The following is a 16,068-nucleotide window of genomic DNA, read 5'->3' as shown; positions in this document are numbered from 1 at the left end:
GCGGCCATCCACAAGCAGATCGAACAAGGAGTAACCGCGATGACGACAGTTCTGGTGGCGGGCGCAACCGGCAGCCTCGGCAGCCTGATCGTGAAGAACCTTCTGGAGCGCGGGGCGGAGGTACGCGCGCTGGTCCGTAAGCCCTCGACGGACAAGCCGGCGGCACACCCGAATCTGACCCTGTGCGTCGGCGACCTGGCAGACGGCTCCGACGCACTGCAGCGGCACGTCGACGGCGTGGAGGTCGTGGTGTCCGCGGTCCAGGGGGGACCGGAGGTGATCATCGACGGGCAGCGGGAACTGCTGCGCGCCGCCGAGCGGGCCGGAGTGCACCGGATGATCCCGTCCGACTTCTCGATCAACCTCTTCGGCTACGGCTACGGCATCAACGTGCTGTCCGACCTGCGCCGAGTCTTCGCGGACGCGTTCGCGACCTCGACCGTCGCGCGCACCTCGGTGGCGATCGGCGCGTTCCCGGAGTTTTTCCTCGGCCCGGTCCACGAGGTGCTCGACCCGGCCGCGGGCACGTTCTCCGTATGGGGCGACGGCATGCGCGCGATCGACATCACCACGATCGGGGACACCGCCGCGTTCACGGCCGCGATCGCGCTCGACCCGACGACCGCGGGCCGCGAGGTGCACGTGGTCGGCCAACAGCTGACCATGCTGGAGCTGCGGAACGAGATCGAAGCGGCGTCCGGGCGGCGGTGGGAACTGGTGCGCAGGGGCACCCTCGAGGACCTGCGCGCGGAGATCGCGCGTCGGCAGTTCAACGCGTCCAGCGTGGTCGAGTACGTGGCGCTGCAAGCCCAGGTCGCGATGTTCGACGGAACGGCCGCGTTGCGCGACGTGCGCAACGCGGACTACCCGGATGTCACACCGACCTCGGTGGCTGCCTATCTGGCGCGCCGGGGTGCGGCGCACTTCGCGGCGCCCCAGGTGGCGCGGCAGCGGGGTGAGTGGCCGACCCCTGTCTGAGATCCACCGCTGGCACCGTCCGGCCGGGGAGACAGGACGCGCGTGCGCGAGCACGCGAGTGACATCGGCTCCTGGAGCTCGGGGTTGGCTGGCTGCCGCGCCGCGACCGGGCGGTGCGGCAGCCGTGGGCAGCGGGGGTGTTCACCGGGAACGGCCGGCTATGAGTTCGATTTCGAAGCCGTCGGTGTTCTCGAGGTAGGCGGCGTATTGCTGGGGGCCGCCGGCGTGGGGGTGGCGGTCGGGGAACAGCAGGGTCCAGCCGGTGGCGATCGCTTGGTCGGTGAGGGTGTCGACGTCGTGGCGGGTGCCGGCGTGGAAGGCGAGGTGGTTGAGCCCCGGGGCGCAGCGGTCGTGGCGGGGGCCGGTGAGTGCGGGCGATTGTTCGAAGACGAGGTAGGTGTGTGCGAGGCGCCAGCTTCTGCCGCCCGGCCAGTCCTGGTGGGGGGTGTATCCGAGGGCTTCGAGGAGTCGGCCCCATGTGTGGGTGGCGCGGGTGAGGTCGGGTACCCAGATCTCGACGTGGTGGAGTGCGCCGGTGGGCGGGTTGGGGGAGTGATCGGACATCTTGGGACCTTCGGGCGTGGGGGTGGGGCGGGACTCTATCGCTGATTCAGGCCCCGTCGCTGGGGCGTCCCCACCGGCAGGACTCCCGCGGTGTCGGGCGACAGGAGGGTCACCGCTCACCGACCCCCCTGCCGAAGCAACCAGCCCAGGATCGAAGCGTCCTCATAGGTGGGGCCGAACGCGGCGTGGTAGTCCGGCTCCGAGAACGCCTCGTTCCCGTACTCGGTGTAGCGCACGAGGTCCTCGGCCATCCCGGGGTCCACCCCGGCCGCCGTATAGGCCTCGCGCAGCGATCGCGCCGAGTCACGGCCGTAATCGACGGGCAGCAGGTGGTCGTTGAGACCGTGGGTGACCCAGATGGGTGTCCGGGCGGAGGCGATGCGGGCCGCCTGCTCGTCGTCGACCGCGAAACCACCGGTGATGAGAGCGGCGGTGAACAGCCCCGGCCGCTCCGCCATGGCTTCCCAGGCCAGCCGGGAACCGTAGGACACGGTCGAGGCGTACACCCGGTCGGGGTCGACGGCGTGAGAGCCGATGAAATCCTCCACCAGGGCCGTCATGATCTCGGCCTCGGCCGCCGGACCCACGCGCTGGTTCTGGGGCACGAGCACGATGACGTCCTCGCCCGTCCCGTTCCATTCGTCGGTGAGCCAGGCGGTTGCCGGGATGTCAGCGGCGAGGGAGACACCGAGGTTCTCGCCGTCCCAGCCCATCCCGTGACCGGGCAGGATCACCATCAGCGGGTAGCCGCGCCCGGGGTCGTAGCCGGAGGGCAGATGGTAGGCGTACGGCAGGACGCTGCCGTGGTGGAGATAGGTGCTCTGTTCGAAGTCGTCGACCAGCAGGTTGACCGCCGGCTCCGTCAGTGGGAGGGCGGCCGACGACGCGGGCGCGAGGACAGGTCCCCGACCGTTTCCGTTGCCGCGGAGGGCGTGGACGGGCTCGTTCTGGACGATGCGCGTGGGAGGTTCGGGGTTGACCTTCACCGAGCACAGGAAGGTCGGGCAGCGGGACACGATGACGGTATTGCCGCCACGATCGGCCGGCGCCAGTTCGACAATGACATACCGGCCGGTACGGGAGCGGCCGTCCGGACGCGGTGCGGGCGCGTCGTTCGTGTAGACCCTGACGACTTCCCGGTCCGCGTACCGGGTGAGGTCCTCGATCGGGTCGTAGCGGAAGTTGTAGACGCTGTCGGTGACGGTGTAGGTGTCCGGGCCGAGCGTGCGGGGGTTGACGTCCGCCGCGTACTCCACCGCCACGGCGTCGATCTTCTGGCCGTAGGTGTGCACCCGGGTGATGGCGGTGACGCTCTGGACGCCCCGGTCCGGGCGCCGGTCGCCGGTGGCGGCGGACGCCGTGGGCATCAGGGACGAGCCCAGCAGCCCCAGGGACAGGCAGACCAGGGCAAGCCGGCGTAGCAGCATGGCGACCTCCGCGTGGGCCGGGCCGCTTTCGCGGTGGTGTCCGGGACAGGACGGCACGGCCTCGACGAGTTGCTAAATCGTGTTAGTTATGCCGTGGCAGTGTGGTGACGGTCGCCAGCGCTGTCAAGAGGCCGGGCTCGCGACGCCTGACACCCCGCAGGAGGAGACGCGTCGTCAACTGTTGGTCCGCGCACCGGGTGTCAGCCGGCGGCAGGTGCCACCGACTCCCGCAGCCGGGTCGGCATGGGGACCCGGATCTGCCGGTTCTCGGGGGGCAGCCCCTGGCGGTGCCGGTCGATCTCCGAGAAGAGCGCGTCGACGGCCGTGCGGCCCAGTTCGTGGTGCGGGAGCGCCACGGTGGTGAGTTTGGGCCGGATCCAGGTGGCGATGGGGTGATCGTCGAAGGAGATCACGGAGACATCGTCCGGCACGGTCAGCCCCGCCGCGTCGAGCGCCTGATAAGCGCCCAGCGCGAGCCGGTCGTTGAGGCAGATCAGCGCCCGCGGCCGGTCGCAGGACAGCAGATCGCGGGTGGCCTCGTAGCCGTACTCCGGCTGCCAGTCGGGGCACATCCGGCCACTGGCGATCTTCACCGACTCCCGTGCGAAGATCTCGCGGATACCCGCGAGCCGTTCGGCCCCGGCCACGGCTCCGGGCGGCACATCGCGCACACCTGGCCCGGCGCCGATCAGATGGATGCCGTCCCGGTGCCCCGCGCCGAGAAGCACCCGGGCCGCCTCACGGCCGGCGCCGATCTCATCGGGGATCACCGAGGGCAACGGCGGGGACGCCTGGGCCGGCAGCGCGTTCAGCAGGACGGCCGGCCCCCCGGAGAGAACGGACGGCACCACGAGAGTACGGGTGAACATCGAGGCGAAGATGACCCCGTCGACCCGCCGGTCGTGCATGGCCTGGAGCAGACCTTCCTCCAGATCAGGCTCGCCCTCCGTCTCACCGATGAACAGCATGACGCCGCGTTCGCGCGCCGCCTCCAGCGCTCCCTTGATCATGTCTCCCGCCAGCCGGGAGGTCGCCACGGTGTCGGAGACGAACCCGATGGTCCGTGTCGTACCGGTGCGCAGCGCGACGGAGACGATGTCCGGCCGGTACCGCAGCGCGTCGGCGGCTTCGAGGACGCGCCGCTCGACATCGCGGGAGATTCTCATCTCCCGGCCCCGCCCCGAGAGCACCAGCGAGGCGGTGGTGCGGGACACACCGGCGCGCCTTGCCACATCGGTCATGGTCACCCGTCGCACTCCCACCGGAGAACCTCCCACGTATCGAGCCTGACAAGAACCTTGACACCTAGCGGAACGGGGCGTAACACTAACCGCCGCTAACACGATTTAGCAACGGCTCAGGATGTTCTGCCCCCGGCGGTTCGTCCACGAAATCCACGGAGTGTGCGCAATGACGCGTTCCATCAGCCGTCGGCAAGCCGCGCTCGGTTTCCTCGCCCTCGCGGGAACGGTGGCCGCGGGCTGCAGCGGGCCGGGAAGCAGCGGGCCAAAGCCGTCGAACCCCGGCGCATCGCCCTCCCAGGCACCAACCATCGGCAGCGAACCGGTCACGCTCAAGGCGTACTTCGAGACCGGCTTCCCCATGGCGCGCGCCCTGACGGAGGAGTTCACCCGGCAGTACCCCAACGTCACATGGGACATACGCGAGGACCAGTTCGCGGTGATCACCCAGAACGCGCCGCGCGTACTGGCGGATGACCCGCCGGACCTCATGCGGCTTCCGCAGCTCTCCGAACTGGTGAGCAACGGCCTGCTGCTCGACCTGGACGGATACGCGAACGTCTTCGGGTGGGACCGGTGGCCCCCCTCCCAGCTGGAGCAGTTGCGCTCCGCCCCCGAGGGCTCACCGCGCGGTGAGGGATCCCTGTACGGCATGGGCCTCAACTTCAGCATGACCGGCGTCTTCTACAACAAGACGCTCGCCGAGCGGATCGGCATGTCGGCTCCGCCGGCCACGCTGGACGAGTTCGATGCCCTGCTGTCCGACGCCCACGACGCCGGCATCGTGCCGATCGTCCAGTTCAACGGCGGCGCCACGGGCGGCTTCGCGTTCCCGCTGCAGAATCTGATGGCGGCCTACGGGCAGCCCGGTCCGATCAACGACTGGATCTTCCAGCGTCCCGGCGCCGACATCGACACACCGTCGAACCTCTCGGCGGTCGGCCACCTCCAGGACTGGATCCGGGCGGGGTACTTCGACCCGGACGCCAACGCGATGGAATACGCCCAGATGATGGGCAAGTTCCTGGCCGGCGACGGACTGTTCATGTTCAACGGCGACTGGGAGTCCGGGAATCTGGACGCGGAGATGCCTGGGGAAGTCGGCTTCTTCGTGATGCCGCCTCGCGAGGCCGGTGGCCCGGTCGCGGCGATGTCCGCGCCCCTGACCTACGGCATCGGCGCGCACGCGAAGAACCCGGATCACGCGGCGTACTTCCTCAACTGGGTGGCGACCGACGAGCGTGCCCGGGAGATCGCGGTCGAGATCGGCGGGTCGCACCCCATGGGTCTGCCCGACGCGCCCATGCCCGAGGTGGAGGAGGGCACCGTCACCGCTGAAACGCTGGCGGCCGGAGCCCTGGTCTCCGGGGACAACGGCGCCATGGACTTCATCGCCAACGCCACCGGCTCCATCTACGCCAAGGGCTGGACCCCGCAGTTGCAGCTGCTGTTCGCGGGTGAGCAGTCACCGGAAGGGCTGCTGGCGGCGGTCCAGAACGAGTACGCGTCCGGAACCGGGAGCTAGCGCCCGTGAACTCTCCGACGACGGAGCCGGCGGTCGGCAGGGCCGGCGCCGCGTCCCGCAGGACCGGGGGGCGTCCGCCCCGGCTGCGGGGCGGCGCCCGGCCCGCCGGCCTCTCCACCCGGTGGTGGGTCAGCTGGCTGTTCGCCGCCCCTGCCCTGGCGGTCTACGCCGTGTTCGTCCTGTGGCCGATGCTCCTCACCTTCCAGTACTCGCTCTACGAGTGGAACGGCATCGGCGCCTCGACCTGGGTGGGACTCGACAACTACCACCGGGTGTTCCGCGATCCCGAACTGTTCAACACGATCCTCAACGCCTTCCGGCTCATCGTGTTCTTCAGCGTGGTCCCCGTGCTGCTCGGTCTGGCGATCGCCGCGACCATCCGGCGCATCGCCGCCAGCCGGCTCGCCCTGGTGGCCAGAACGGTCGTGTTCATCCCCCAGGTCATCCCCCTGGTGGCGGTCGGCATCACCTGGACCTGGCTGCTGTCCTCCAACGGCCTGGTCAATCAGGTGCTGTCGGCCATCGGTCTCGGCGGGACCACCCGTGCCTGGCTCGGTGATCTGTCCACGGCGCTGCCCGCCGTCGGTGTGATGGGCGCCTGGGTGATGCTCGGCCTGTGCACGCTGCTGCTACTGGCGGGCATGAGCAAGATCGATCCCGCCCTCTACGAGGCGGCCCGGCTGGACGGCGCGGGCCCGGTACGGGAGTTCTTCTCCGTCACCGTGCCCAGCCTGCGGCAGGAGATCGGCGTCTGCGTCACCGTGACCGTCATCTCCGCGCTGGCCAGCTTCGACATCATCTACATCTCCACCCAGGGCGGCCCGGGCAACGCCACCATGGTGCCCGGCCTGGAGATCTTCTACCAGGCCTTCTCCGACCGGCAGATCGGGGTGGCGTCCGCGCTGGCGGTGGTCCTCATGGTGCTGGTGCTCCTGTGCGTCCTGCCCGTCCAGCGGCTCACCAGGGAGCGGCCATGATCGTCGGCAAACGTGAAGCGTGGACGGGGCGCCTGTTCCTCGTCGCCCTGATGGTCGTCACGATCGTGCCGTTCATCAGCCTGTTCGTCACCGCCCTGCATCCGTCGGGGAGTTACCCCTCCGGCCTGCAGTGGCCGGATGATCCGCAGTGGGGGAACTTCGTCCGCGCCTTCGAGGCCGCCCACATGGGCGACCTGTTGTGGTCGAGCACGCTCATCGTGCTGGGCGTGGTGCCCATTTCGCTGGTCCTCGGCACCATGGCCGGGTTCGCGCTCGGCCATCTGCGGATGGCCGGCGGCCCGCTGCTCTTCCTGCTGTTCGTTCTCGGCCTGACGCTGCCGTTCGAAGGCATCATCACCCCGCTGTACTACCTGGTGCGCGACCTGGGGTTCCTCAACACCCGGTGGGCCATCATCCTGCCGCTCATCGGCCTGTACATGCCGTTCGCCGTCTACTGGATGCGCGCGCACTTCGTCAATGTGCCCACGGAACTCTCCGAGGCGGCCCAGCTCGACGGCGCGAGCGTCTGGCAGGTGTTCTGGCGGATCCATGTCCCGCTGGCCGCCCCGGCCATCTCCTCGCTCGCGATCCTGCTCTTCCTGTGGACGTGGAACCAGTTCCTGCTCGCGATCGTGCTCGTCGACGATCCACGGCAGCGCACCATGGCCGGTGCTCTCGGCGCCTTCCAGGGGCAGTGGGGAACGGACATCCCCCTGCTGTGCGCCGGTTCGCTGCTGATCCTGGCGCCCACCCTGACCGTCTTCCTCATCTTCCAGCGCCGTTTCGTCTCCGCCCTGCTCCAGGGCTCAGTGAAGGGCTGACCGACTCATGGCAACCGACAACGGCACGAAGGCGGACGCGGCGTGACCGATGTCCGCACCACGCGGTGGACCCGGGCCGACCTCGACCGGCTCGCCGACGACCCCGCGACCACCGCCCCCCCGATCGGCGATGCTCCCACCCGGGTGCTGGCGGACCGGGACGTGTGGGACCTGTGGCCGGTGCAGGAGGAGGACGGCTCACCGACCGTCCTGAACGGCCGGGAACTGTGGATGACGCTGTCCGCCCCCGCGTCGGGCCACCCGGAACTGCGCCACGACATGGCCCGTCTGTGGCTGCTCGCCCGGACGGGCGACAACTGGACGGACCTGGGCCCGGTCTTCCCCGACGGGGCCTCCCCGGGCAGCCGTGAGTGGTCCGGGTGCGCGGTGCGGCGCCCCGACGGCACGGTGTCGGTCTTCTACACCGCGACCGGAACGCGCGGGGAGGCACGCCCCACCTTTCACCAGCGGGTCATGGAGGCCCGCCCGGCCCTGATCACCACGGACGGTACGGTGCGGCTGTCCCCCGAGGCGGAGCACCGCGTCGTCCTGCGCTCCGACGGCCACGCCTATCTGCCCGCCGACGAGGTGGACGGGGGGCCGGGGCGGATCAAGGCGTTCCGCGACCCCGCCTGGTTCCGGGACCCGGCGGACGGATCGGAGTACCTGCTCGTGGCCGCCAGTGTCCCCTGGGGCGACCGCTTCATGGGGGCCGTCGCCCTGGCCCGGTGGACGGACGGCGCCTGGCGCCTGCTCGCGCCGCTGGTCGTGGCCGAGGGCGTCAACCACGAGATCGAACGGCCCCACGTCGTCGTCCACGACTCGCGCTACTACCTGTTCTTCTGCACCAGCCGGCAGGCGTTCCACCCGCCGGGCGCTCCCACCGGGCTGTACGGTTTCGTCGCCGACGCGCTGACCGGGCCGTACGAGCCGCTCAACGGCTCCGGGCTGGTCCTGCGCAACCCGCCGGCGCAACCGGACCAGGCCTATGCCTGGTGGGTTCTCGATGACCTGCGGGTGGTGGGCTTCACCAACTACCTGCGCGGCGACGGCGCCGATCCCCGGCATCTGCCGGCCGCCGAGGCACGCGCGTCCTTCGGCGGTACCGCCGCACCGGTCCTCCGGCTCGGTCTCCATGGGTCGACCACGCACCTCACCCCCTGAGAGTTCCCCACGGAATGATCTTCGGGGCGATTGGACCACCCCGGGACCGGTGATCCGGCGGCGGGGGGTGGCTCGGCGGAACTCGTGTGCGGTGCAGGTCAGATGGTGGACGGTGGTCGCACCACCGCCGCTCAGGGCCGAGCGCCGGGACCGTCCTCCGGGACGCAAGCGGCACCCGGACCGGCTCGTGTGCCGGGCATCCCGTTGCGCGGCACAACGGGATCGCCCGGGGAGCTTCCGCCGAAGGAGTACGGCCTCGGGTCGGGCGTGACCCGAAGCCGCGGCCCCGCACGGGCGGCCGGTCCGCGCGGGACCGCGGCCGGCCGCGCCGGCGTACCCGCCCCGCCCGCAGGGGCCGCCGGGCCGGGCATGGCGGTGGACGGGACCGCCGCCCCGCGCCTTCTTCGGTAAGGCTTACCTCATATAGTGTCGTAGCCCCGCCCCGCCCCGGGATGTGGGCGTGCCGGGGCGTCCGGCCCACCCGTACGACAGGACCCTGATGCGCGTCACCTCCCGCGGACTCCTCGCGGCACTTGTGCTCGCCCCTTTGCTGACCGGCTGTTTCGCCTCGGGAGGGAACACCTCGGACGCGGGGGGCGGGGCCGACCCGGCGGGCCGGCTGCGGGTGGCTCTCGCGGTGCCGCCGGTGCAGGCACTGTCCCCGTACAGCAATGACGCCACCGTCCTGAGCAAGCTGTCGGTCACCGAAGGGCTGACGGCACTGGACGCGGACGGTGCCGCCGCGCCCGCGCTGGCCGAGTCCTGGACTCAGCGGGACGACACCACCTGGGCCTTCGCGCTGCGCGAGGCCACCTTCCAGGACGGCACCGAGGTCACCGCCGAGACCGTCGTCAACGCCCTCGACCACGCCGGCGCCGCCGAGATCAAGCCGCGCGTCCTCAGCGACGTCACCCTCACCGCCACGGCCGAGGACGAGGACACGGTCGTCATCACCACGGCGAGCGCGGACCCCGTGCTGCCGCTGCGGCTCGCCAGCCCGGCCCTGGGCATCCTCTCCCCTGCGGCGTACGCCGAGGACGGGACGGTCAGCCCGCTCGGCACCGGAACCGGCCCCTTCGAGATCACCCGGCTGACCGGCAAGACCGCGGCCACCCTGGACCGGTTCGACGCCTACTGGGGCGGTACCGCCCAGGCTCCCGGCATCGACGTCACCTGGATCGCCGACGGCACCGCCCGGGCGAGCGCCCTGCGCGCCGGGGACGTCGACATCGCCGAATGGATCCCCACCGCCCAGGCCGGCCTGCTCGATGCGCAGACCCGCCACGAGGTGCCGTCCGTCCGCTCCGACAGCCTGGTCCTGAACACCGGCACCGGCATCTTCACCGACCCCGCGCTGCGCGCCGCCGCCCGTGAGGCCGTGGACGGCCCCGCCCTCGTCGACTCCGTCTTCGGCGGGTACGCCGACCCCGCACAGGGCCTGTTCGGGCCCGCCGTCCCGTGGGCCGCCGGCCACCGGGTGGACGTCACCGGACGCGCCACGGCCGCGACCCCCGACGAGGTCGCGGAGGCGACCGGCGACCGCACCCTGCGGCTGGCCACGTACACCAACCGCGCCGAACTCCCCGAGGCCGCCACCGTCGTCCAGCAGCAGCTGGAGCGCGCCGGGTTCACCGTGCGGCAGGACGTACGCGAGTACACCCAGATGGAAGCCGACCTGCTCGCGGGCGGGTACGACGCCCTGGTCTTCTCCCGGGTGACGCTGCTCGACACCGGTGACGCCGTCGCCTACCTTGCCAGCGACTACACCAGCGACGGCGTCTACAACATCGCGGCCCTGCGGGACCCCGCGGTCGACGAGGCCATCGCCGCCGCCGCTCAGCAGGGCGACCCCGAGCTGCGGCAGCGCGACATCATGCGGGCCGAGGCGGAGATCCTGCGCACCGACGCCGTCGTCCCGCTCGTCCACGAGAAGGTCGTGCAGGGCATCGGCGCCCACGTCGAAGGGGTGCTCCTCGACCCGCGAGAGCGCTCCCTGATCGACGTCAACACCCGGCTGAAGTAAGGACCGATGCGTGCTGTGAAGGGCGACTTTGGCCGGGCCCCCGTGCGCCGCGGCGCGGCGGCCGGGCGCCTGGTCGCCGGGGCCCTGCTGCTGGCGGCGGTCTCGATGCTGCCGTGGCTGTCCGGGACCGACCCCGCCCTGACCGTCCTGCGCGCCCGCTCCGCCGACCAGGACCCCACACCGGAGCAACTGGACACCGTACGCGAGCAGCTGGGCCTGGACTCCGGGCCGTTCGCGCATCTCCTCCAGTGGCTGGCCGGGCTGGCGCGCGGCGACGCGGGGACCTCCTGGGTGTCGGGCGAACCCGTCCTGCCCCAGGTCACCAGCGCCTTCGCCGTTTCCCTGACGCTGATGTCCGGCGCCCTGGTGGTCACCCTCGTGGTGGCCGCGCTGATCAGCGCCCGTACGGTGCGGCTCGGCTCCCGGCGGCGGCTCCACCACCGCGGCGCCGGCACGGCCGCGGCCGTCCTCGCCGCCCTGCCCAAGTTCCTGCTCGCCTCGCTGCTCGCGCTGGTGGGCGGTGTCTGGCTGGGCTGGTTCCCCTCCAGCGGCTGGCAGGGCCCGCAGTCGATGGTGCTGCCCGCGTTCGCGCTCGGGCTGCCGTCCGGGGCGATGATCGGGGGCCTGCTCGACCAGGCGCTGCCCGCCGCGTTCAACGAGCCCTGGGCCAGGACCTGCCATTCCCTGGGGCTCGCGCCCCGGCTGGTCGCCCGGCGCGCGGTACGCCGGACGCTGCCCGGCGTCCTCCCCCAGCTGCTGCCGACCGTGGTGGCCCTGGTCGGTGGCGCCGTCGCGGTGGAGAAGATCTTCAACATCCCGGGTCTGGGCCGGCTCTCGCTCGACTCCGCGCTGGCCCAGGACCTGCCGCCGCTGCAGACCGCGACGCTCTTCCTCGTCCTGCTCGGCGTCCTCGCCGGCCTGCTGCTCCAGGCACTGCGGTACGCGCTCATCGGCCCCGCCCTGAGGGGCGGTGCCCTGCCCGCTCTGCCCGCGCGCCCGCTGCCCCGGCGGCGCTCGCAGTACCTTCTCGTTGCGGCGTGCGCCGTCGCGCTGTGCGTGGTGGTCGGGGCGGGACTGCTGCGCGATCCCCTCCAGGTCGACACGGCCGCCCGGCTCCTGCCGCCCTCCTGGGCGCACCCGCTGGGCACGGACGCGCTCGGCCGTGACCTGCTGGCGCGCCTGGGCCACGGGGCCCTGCGGACGACGGGGGTGGCGGTCGTGGTGGCGGCGGTCTGCGCCGTCACCGGGCTGCTCATCGGCATGGCGACCCGCTGGAGCGCGGGTCTGACCGAGGTGATGTCCACGCTGCCGGCCGTGGTCGCCGGACTGCTGACGACGGCGCTGACCGGCCCCTCGGTCTGGGGCGCGGCGCTGGCGGTGTGCCTGGTCGGCTGGACCCCGTACGCGGCCCAGAGCGCGGCACTGGTGGAACAGGAACGGGCGAGCGGTCATCTGCTCGCCTCGGTCTCGCTCGGCGCCGGGGCCCCGCATCGGCTGCGCCGCCACTACCTGCCGGCGGTGCTGCCCGCCGTCGTGCGCAACGCCGTGCTGCGGCTGCCCACCACGGTCCTCGTGCTGGCCTCCCTCGGCTTCCTGGGGCTGGGTGAACAGCCGCCCACCGCCGAGTGGGGCCGGCTGCTCTCCGAGGGCCAGCCCTATCTGGAACTGGCCCCGTGGACCGTGCTCGCACCGGCCGGCGCGCTCATTCTCCTGTCCGTGCTCGCCATGTCGGGAAGCACCTCGGCGGGGCGGGTGACCGACCGGCACGGGGGCGTACGCCGGATCCGGCCCGGGGATGTCCCCGTGCGCGCCGGAGCCGGAACCCGGGAGACCGTGCCGGCGGCGCGCGAAGAGGGCGCCCTTGCGGACCGGTTCGGCACCGCCGGTTGACGCGCCGGCATCCGCGCCCCGGCGCCCGCGAGAGCGCGGCGGTCAGGGGCAACGCGGTGCGCGGGAGCCCACTGCGTCGGCGCACCAGCGCCACCGGCGGGGCGAACCACTGCTGAAGAGATGTTCAGTCGCCGCTCGGGGCCTGTTTTCTGGACCAGGCGCCGGCATCGGCTCCGTAACGTTTCAGGAGCCGAGCGAACTGGATCCGCTCCTGCGGCGACCAGGCGACGGTGATCTCCTCGAACGCTTTTCGCTGTTCGGCGGCGAAGCGACTGCGTTCGGCCTCGCCGTGCTCAGTGAGTTCGAGTACGGTGCGGCGTCCGTCCGATGGGGACGCCGTCCGGCGCAGCAGCCCTTCTTCGATGCAGGCGGCGACGGTCCGACTGGCAACCGGCTGAGCGACCCCCATCTCGGCTGCGAGGCCACCTACGGTCGTCTCGCCCGGTGCGTCGGCGATCACATTGAGTACGAGATTGCGGGAGAGGTCCTTGTTCGATGCCGGCGCGCGTCGTCGCAGACGTGACAGGGCCGGGCCGATCTGGTCCAGCGCCACGTCGTCGGAAGACCGCTCTGAGGAAGACGCGCTGCTCATGAGACCCACCCTAGACCCAGCGAGCACATTTGCATACCCGCGAGCATGTGCATAGCCTTTGCTATGTAAATCAGGTGCCGAGCGAGAAACGAGGTGGACCGCCATGGCTCTCACAGCGATCACCAACGCGCAGATCTTCGACGGGGAGAAGACGGTGGGCGCGCCGACCGTGGTCATCGACGGGGGGAAGATCACCCGCATCGGCGGCGATGCCCCTCGGGACAGCGAGATCGTTGACGGCAGCGGCGCCACACTGTTGCCGGGACTCATCGACGCCCACGTTCATTCCGCCCCGGGCTCCCTGGCGCTCGCCCTGCGCTTCGGGGTGACGACCGAGCTGGAGATGCAGGGGATGAACACACGCGAGAACCGAGGGCTCATCACCGACGACGACACCTTGGCCGACGTGCGCTCATCCGGCTTCGCCATCACGCCTCCCGGAGGACATCCCAGCGAGCTCATGCCTGAGGGCTTCCGGCCCAAATGGGATCTCCCCCCGGTGATGCCCCTGATGCCCTTCTCCGTCACTCCCCGGGAAGCGGCCGCCTTCATCCCCCAACTCCTCGCGCGAGGATCGGACTTCATCAAGTTCATGATCGACGACGGCAGCGTGGAGGGACACCCCGGGCTGCCCTCGCTCGACCAGGCAACCGTGAACGCGGGCGTGGCCGAGGCCAAGAAGTACGGCGCCCTGACCGTCGCCCACGCGCTGACCCTTGGGGCCACCAGGATGGCCGTCGAAGCCGGCATCGACGGCGTTACCCACGTCTTCATGGACCAGCCGCACACCGACGAGATCATCCGCCTCATCAAGGACGCGGGAATGTTCGTCATTCCCTGCATCACTCTCAACGCCTCGATGATGGGACACACCGGCAGCCAACTCGCCGACGACCCCCGCGTCGCCGCGCGCCTCGACAGCACATGGGACCGAACCCTGCGCTCCAGCTACAACCGTTTCCCGCAGGGCAGGCTCGACGACGTGTACGACACCGTGCGCGCCCTGGACGCGGCGGACATCGACGTCTTGGCCGGCACCGACGTCTCCATGCCGGAGACGTTCTTCGGGGGCCTGGCGCACGGAGCCAGCCTGCACCACGAACTGCAATACCTGGTCGCGGCCGGGCTCACACCCTCACGGGCACTGCGCGCGGCCACGGCGACCACGGCCCGCCGTTTCCGACTCAGCGACCGGGGGCGCGTCGCCGAAGGGCTCCGCGCCGACCTTCTCCTGGTGGACGGCGATCCGACCAGTGACATCAGCGACACCCTCAACACCCGTGCCATCTGGCGCCGCGGCACCCGCCTGTCGGCATGACCGCGATTCCCCGCGCAAGGCAACCCGTGACACGGCAGAGCCCTTACCTACGGGCCCTTGCGAGCAGTGGTTTCGACGCTGCCTGAGCAACTCTGGTGCGCATTGCCTGCTCAGAACCGTTCCTCCGTCGCTGTTCAGCACCGCTTTTCTCCTGGTCGACGCCACCGCCACCGACTCCGTCCGCATCGAAGCGAACACCTGGGTCGAGGACCGGACCGACATCTCCAACAGCATCCTCGCCACCGTCATCGGCGCACTCGCCGACCAGAAAAACTTCGACACCGCCCCAACCGTGCTGTCCGGATGCGCCGTCGTCGGAGTCCTGACCACGGCTGTCCTGCACTATCACGAAGGCCGTCCACAAGCAGCCGACCCTGCAGCCGCGCAGCCCACCGTCGCGGCAGAACGCTGATCATGGCCGGCCACAGAACAACCGGCAAGAGGACACCGGTGGCCCGACGGTGCTTTGCCGCAGTCCTTCCTGCCCCGGCAACGACAGCACTTCGGAAGATGGCTGAGCGATCGAGTTCCCTCATCGACCCGCAATCAGCGGCGAGGACCCGTGGTCGTCTTCAACCGCCGACGGAGCTCAGCGACGCCGCGCTCGAAAGAGGCGTCGGTCCGGTCTGCCGACTACGCCGGCGCAGGCAGGGTCACGAGGGATCCATCGGTGAGCACAAGGGCGACCTGAGAGTGGGAGGGCTCCAGAATGGCGATACTCGCGATCTCCCGCCACGGGCAGAAGCGTGGCCGCGCAGCTCGCCTTCGGCACCTGGCGCCAGCCGCCAGCACCACCTGTTCAAGAACGGGGGAAGCCAGGATCAGCCAAGGCCCTCAAACGACTTGCGGAGCACCCGGCCACCCGGGCCGGGGCACTGCACCGCATGAACATCCTCGACTACCAACCGCCCCTCGCCCCGCCACAGCCCGGGCGGGCCGCCCTGCAGAGAGCCCCCATCAGGGCAGGCTTTACGGCACTTTCAGAGTGCCCACTGGACGGAGAACACCCGTGTCGGCATCCGTGATGAGACCGGCAATCTCGTTGGGTCCGGTCTACAAAGGAGGCGCAATAGAAGGTGTCACCCTCACCCGTGAACCCGTCTTCATCCTCCGCTCCCGCCTATGTCCCGACCCTCCGCTACGCTCCGACAGGCGGAATCGCTACCACCTGCGCGGACAGGTGCAGACACCAGTTGACCACGGCAGCTCGTGACACAGTGCATGAGGCGTTCTGGCCCCAGGCACGCACCAATTCATGGGGACGCGGACTCTGACCGAGGTACTGCCACACCGCGTGGAATGCGGCCTCGGCCGAAATCTGGGCGGCCGACGAGAAGGCGAACCACGCCTTCTCCATTGCCACCGCCCGCATGATGCAGCACCGAGCCTTCCGCGACCCCGCACAACAGTGGCTGCGTACGATGTCAGATTCCACTCTGACGTGAACCTCGCACCGGAACCTGACCGTCGCGTAGTGGTGACTGGCCTCTCACCGGGCGCTCGTCAACAAGCGGGGGCGCGGAGGCAGACCCCGGGGCACCAACGCAC

The 16,068-nt window shown here is 70.7% G+C and carries 13 protein-coding genes; 9 read left to right on the top strand and 4 right to left on the bottom strand.

Annotated features, from left to right (window positions below):
* Positions 1-39 precede the first annotated feature (39 nt).
* Positions 40-978 carry an NmrA family NAD(P)-binding protein gene (locus tag SXIM_RS01175; protein WP_046722688.1) on the top strand — a complete coding sequence of 313 codons (939 nt, stop codon included), beginning with the start codon at positions 40-42 and terminating at the stop codon, positions 976-978.
* 141 nt (positions 979-1,119) lie between these two features.
* On the opposite strand, the gene SXIM_RS01170 is transcribed toward SXIM_RS01175, so the two are convergent.
* The 3 genes from SXIM_RS01170 to SXIM_RS01160 form a co-directional block, all read right to left on the bottom strand.
* A complete protein-coding gene (locus SXIM_RS01170; protein ID WP_030726780.1) occupies positions 1,120-1,542 on the bottom strand; it encodes a VOC family protein in 423 nt (140 codons plus the stop codon).
* Between the two features lie 116 nt (positions 1,543-1,658).
* Positions 1,659-2,969, bottom strand: a complete 1,311-nt coding sequence (locus SXIM_RS01165; RefSeq protein ID WP_030726777.1) for a hypothetical protein — start codon at positions 2,967-2,969, stop codon at positions 1,659-1,661.
* Positions 2,970-3,169: 200 nt separating this feature from the next.
* Positions 3,170-4,210: a LacI family DNA-binding transcriptional regulator gene (locus SXIM_RS01160; RefSeq protein WP_267880983.1), complete on the bottom strand. Its 1,041-nt coding sequence runs from the start codon at positions 4,208-4,210 to the stop codon at positions 3,170-3,172.
* Between the two features lie 169 nt (positions 4,211-4,379).
* On the opposite strand from SXIM_RS01160, the gene SXIM_RS01155 reads away from it, so the two are divergent.
* The 6 genes from SXIM_RS01155 to SXIM_RS01130 all read left to right on the top strand — a co-directional run bounded on the left by SXIM_RS01155 (position 4,380) and on the right by SXIM_RS01130 (position 12,610).
* Positions 4,380-5,735: an ABC transporter substrate-binding protein gene (locus tag SXIM_RS01155; RefSeq protein WP_043176899.1), complete on the top strand. Its 1,356-nt coding sequence runs from the start codon at positions 4,380-4,382 to the stop codon at positions 5,733-5,735.
* A gap of 5 nt (positions 5,736-5,740) precedes the next feature.
* Positions 5,741-6,712 (top strand): carbohydrate ABC transporter permease, encoded by a 972-nt coding sequence (locus SXIM_RS01150; protein ID WP_234306751.1) that lies wholly within the window; start codon positions 5,741-5,743, stop codon positions 6,710-6,712.
* A complete protein-coding gene (locus SXIM_RS01145) occupies positions 6,709-7,533 on the top strand; it encodes a carbohydrate ABC transporter permease (RefSeq protein ID WP_030726766.1) in 825 nt (274 codons plus the stop codon). The genes SXIM_RS01150 and SXIM_RS01145 overlap by 4 nt, the downstream gene beginning before the upstream one ends.
* Positions 7,534-7,575: 42 nt before the next feature.
* Positions 7,576-8,697, top strand: coding sequence for a glycoside hydrolase family 68 protein (locus SXIM_RS01140; RefSeq protein ID WP_043176898.1), 1,122 nt, complete (start codon positions 7,576-7,578; stop codon positions 8,695-8,697).
* A 499-nt stretch (positions 8,698-9,196) separates the two neighbouring features.
* Positions 9,197-10,720, top strand: coding sequence for an ABC transporter substrate-binding protein (locus SXIM_RS01135; RefSeq protein WP_030726760.1), 1,524 nt, complete (start codon positions 9,197-9,199; stop codon positions 10,718-10,720).
* A 6-nt stretch (positions 10,721-10,726) separates the two neighbouring features.
* Positions 10,727-12,610: an ABC transporter permease subunit gene (locus SXIM_RS01130; protein WP_078635135.1), complete on the top strand. Its 1,884-nt coding sequence runs from the start codon at positions 10,727-10,729 to the stop codon at positions 12,608-12,610.
* Between the two features lie 124 nt (positions 12,611-12,734).
* Here SXIM_RS01130 and SXIM_RS01125 read toward each other — a convergent pair whose 3' ends face one another.
* The gene (locus SXIM_RS01125) at positions 12,735-13,202 is read right to left on the bottom strand and encodes a MarR family winged helix-turn-helix transcriptional regulator (RefSeq protein ID WP_030726755.1); all 468 of its coding nucleotides are present in this window, start codon (positions 13,200-13,202) and stop codon (positions 12,735-12,737) included.
* A gap of 103 nt (positions 13,203-13,305) precedes the next feature.
* On the opposite strand from SXIM_RS01125, the gene SXIM_RS01120 reads away from it, so the two are divergent.
* A complete protein-coding gene (locus SXIM_RS01120) occupies positions 13,306-14,520 on the top strand; it encodes an amidohydrolase family protein (RefSeq protein WP_046722685.1) in 1,215 nt (404 codons plus the stop codon).
* Positions 14,483-14,932, top strand: coding sequence for a hypothetical protein (locus tag SXIM_RS01115; protein ID WP_148236055.1), 450 nt, complete (start codon positions 14,483-14,485; stop codon positions 14,930-14,932). Before SXIM_RS01120 ends, SXIM_RS01115 begins: the two co-directional genes overlap by 38 nt.
* Positions 14,933-16,068: the final 1,136 nt, after the last annotated feature.

It is taken from the genome of Streptomyces xiamenensis (genome assembly GCF_000993785.3).
GTDB lineage: Bacteria > Actinomycetota > Actinomycetes > Streptomycetales > Streptomycetaceae > Streptomyces > Streptomyces xiamenensis.
Note: the sequence above shows the minus strand (reverse complement) of the source record. Positions and strands in the feature narration are given on the sequence as shown.

What these genes read in the sequence shown, in the direction of transcription:
- SXIM_RS01175 (WP_046722688.1), top strand. Translation starts at nt 40, where the DNA reads ATGACGACAGTTCTGGTGGCGGGCGCAACCGGCAGCCTCGGCAGCCTG.
- SXIM_RS01170 (WP_030726780.1), bottom strand. Translation starts at nt 1,542, where the DNA reads ATGTCCGATCACTCCCCCAACCCGCCCACCGGCGCACTCCACCACGTC.
- SXIM_RS01165 (WP_030726777.1), bottom strand. Translation starts at nt 2,969, where the DNA reads ATGCTGCTACGCCGGCTTGCCCTGGTCTGCCTGTCCCTGGGGCTGCTG.
- SXIM_RS01160 (WP_267880983.1), bottom strand. Translation starts at nt 4,210, where the DNA reads ATGACCGATGTGGCAAGGCGCGCCGGTGTGTCCCGCACCACCGCCTCG.
- SXIM_RS01155 (WP_043176899.1), top strand. Translation starts at nt 4,380, where the DNA reads ATGACGCGTTCCATCAGCCGTCGGCAAGCCGCGCTCGGTTTCCTCGCC.
- SXIM_RS01145 (WP_030726766.1), top strand. Translation starts at nt 6,709, where the DNA reads ATGATCGTCGGCAAACGTGAAGCGTGGACGGGGCGCCTGTTCCTCGTC.
- SXIM_RS01135 (WP_030726760.1), top strand. Translation starts at nt 9,197, where the DNA reads ATGCGCGTCACCTCCCGCGGACTCCTCGCGGCACTTGTGCTCGCCCCT.
- SXIM_RS01130 (WP_078635135.1), top strand. Translation starts at nt 10,727, where the DNA reads ATGCGTGCTGTGAAGGGCGACTTTGGCCGGGCCCCCGTGCGCCGCGGC.
- SXIM_RS01125 (WP_030726755.1), bottom strand. Translation starts at nt 13,202, where the DNA reads ATGAGCAGCGCGTCTTCCTCAGAGCGGTCTTCCGACGACGTGGCGCTG.
- SXIM_RS01120 (WP_046722685.1), top strand. Translation starts at nt 13,306, where the DNA reads ATGGCTCTCACAGCGATCACCAACGCGCAGATCTTCGACGGGGAGAAG.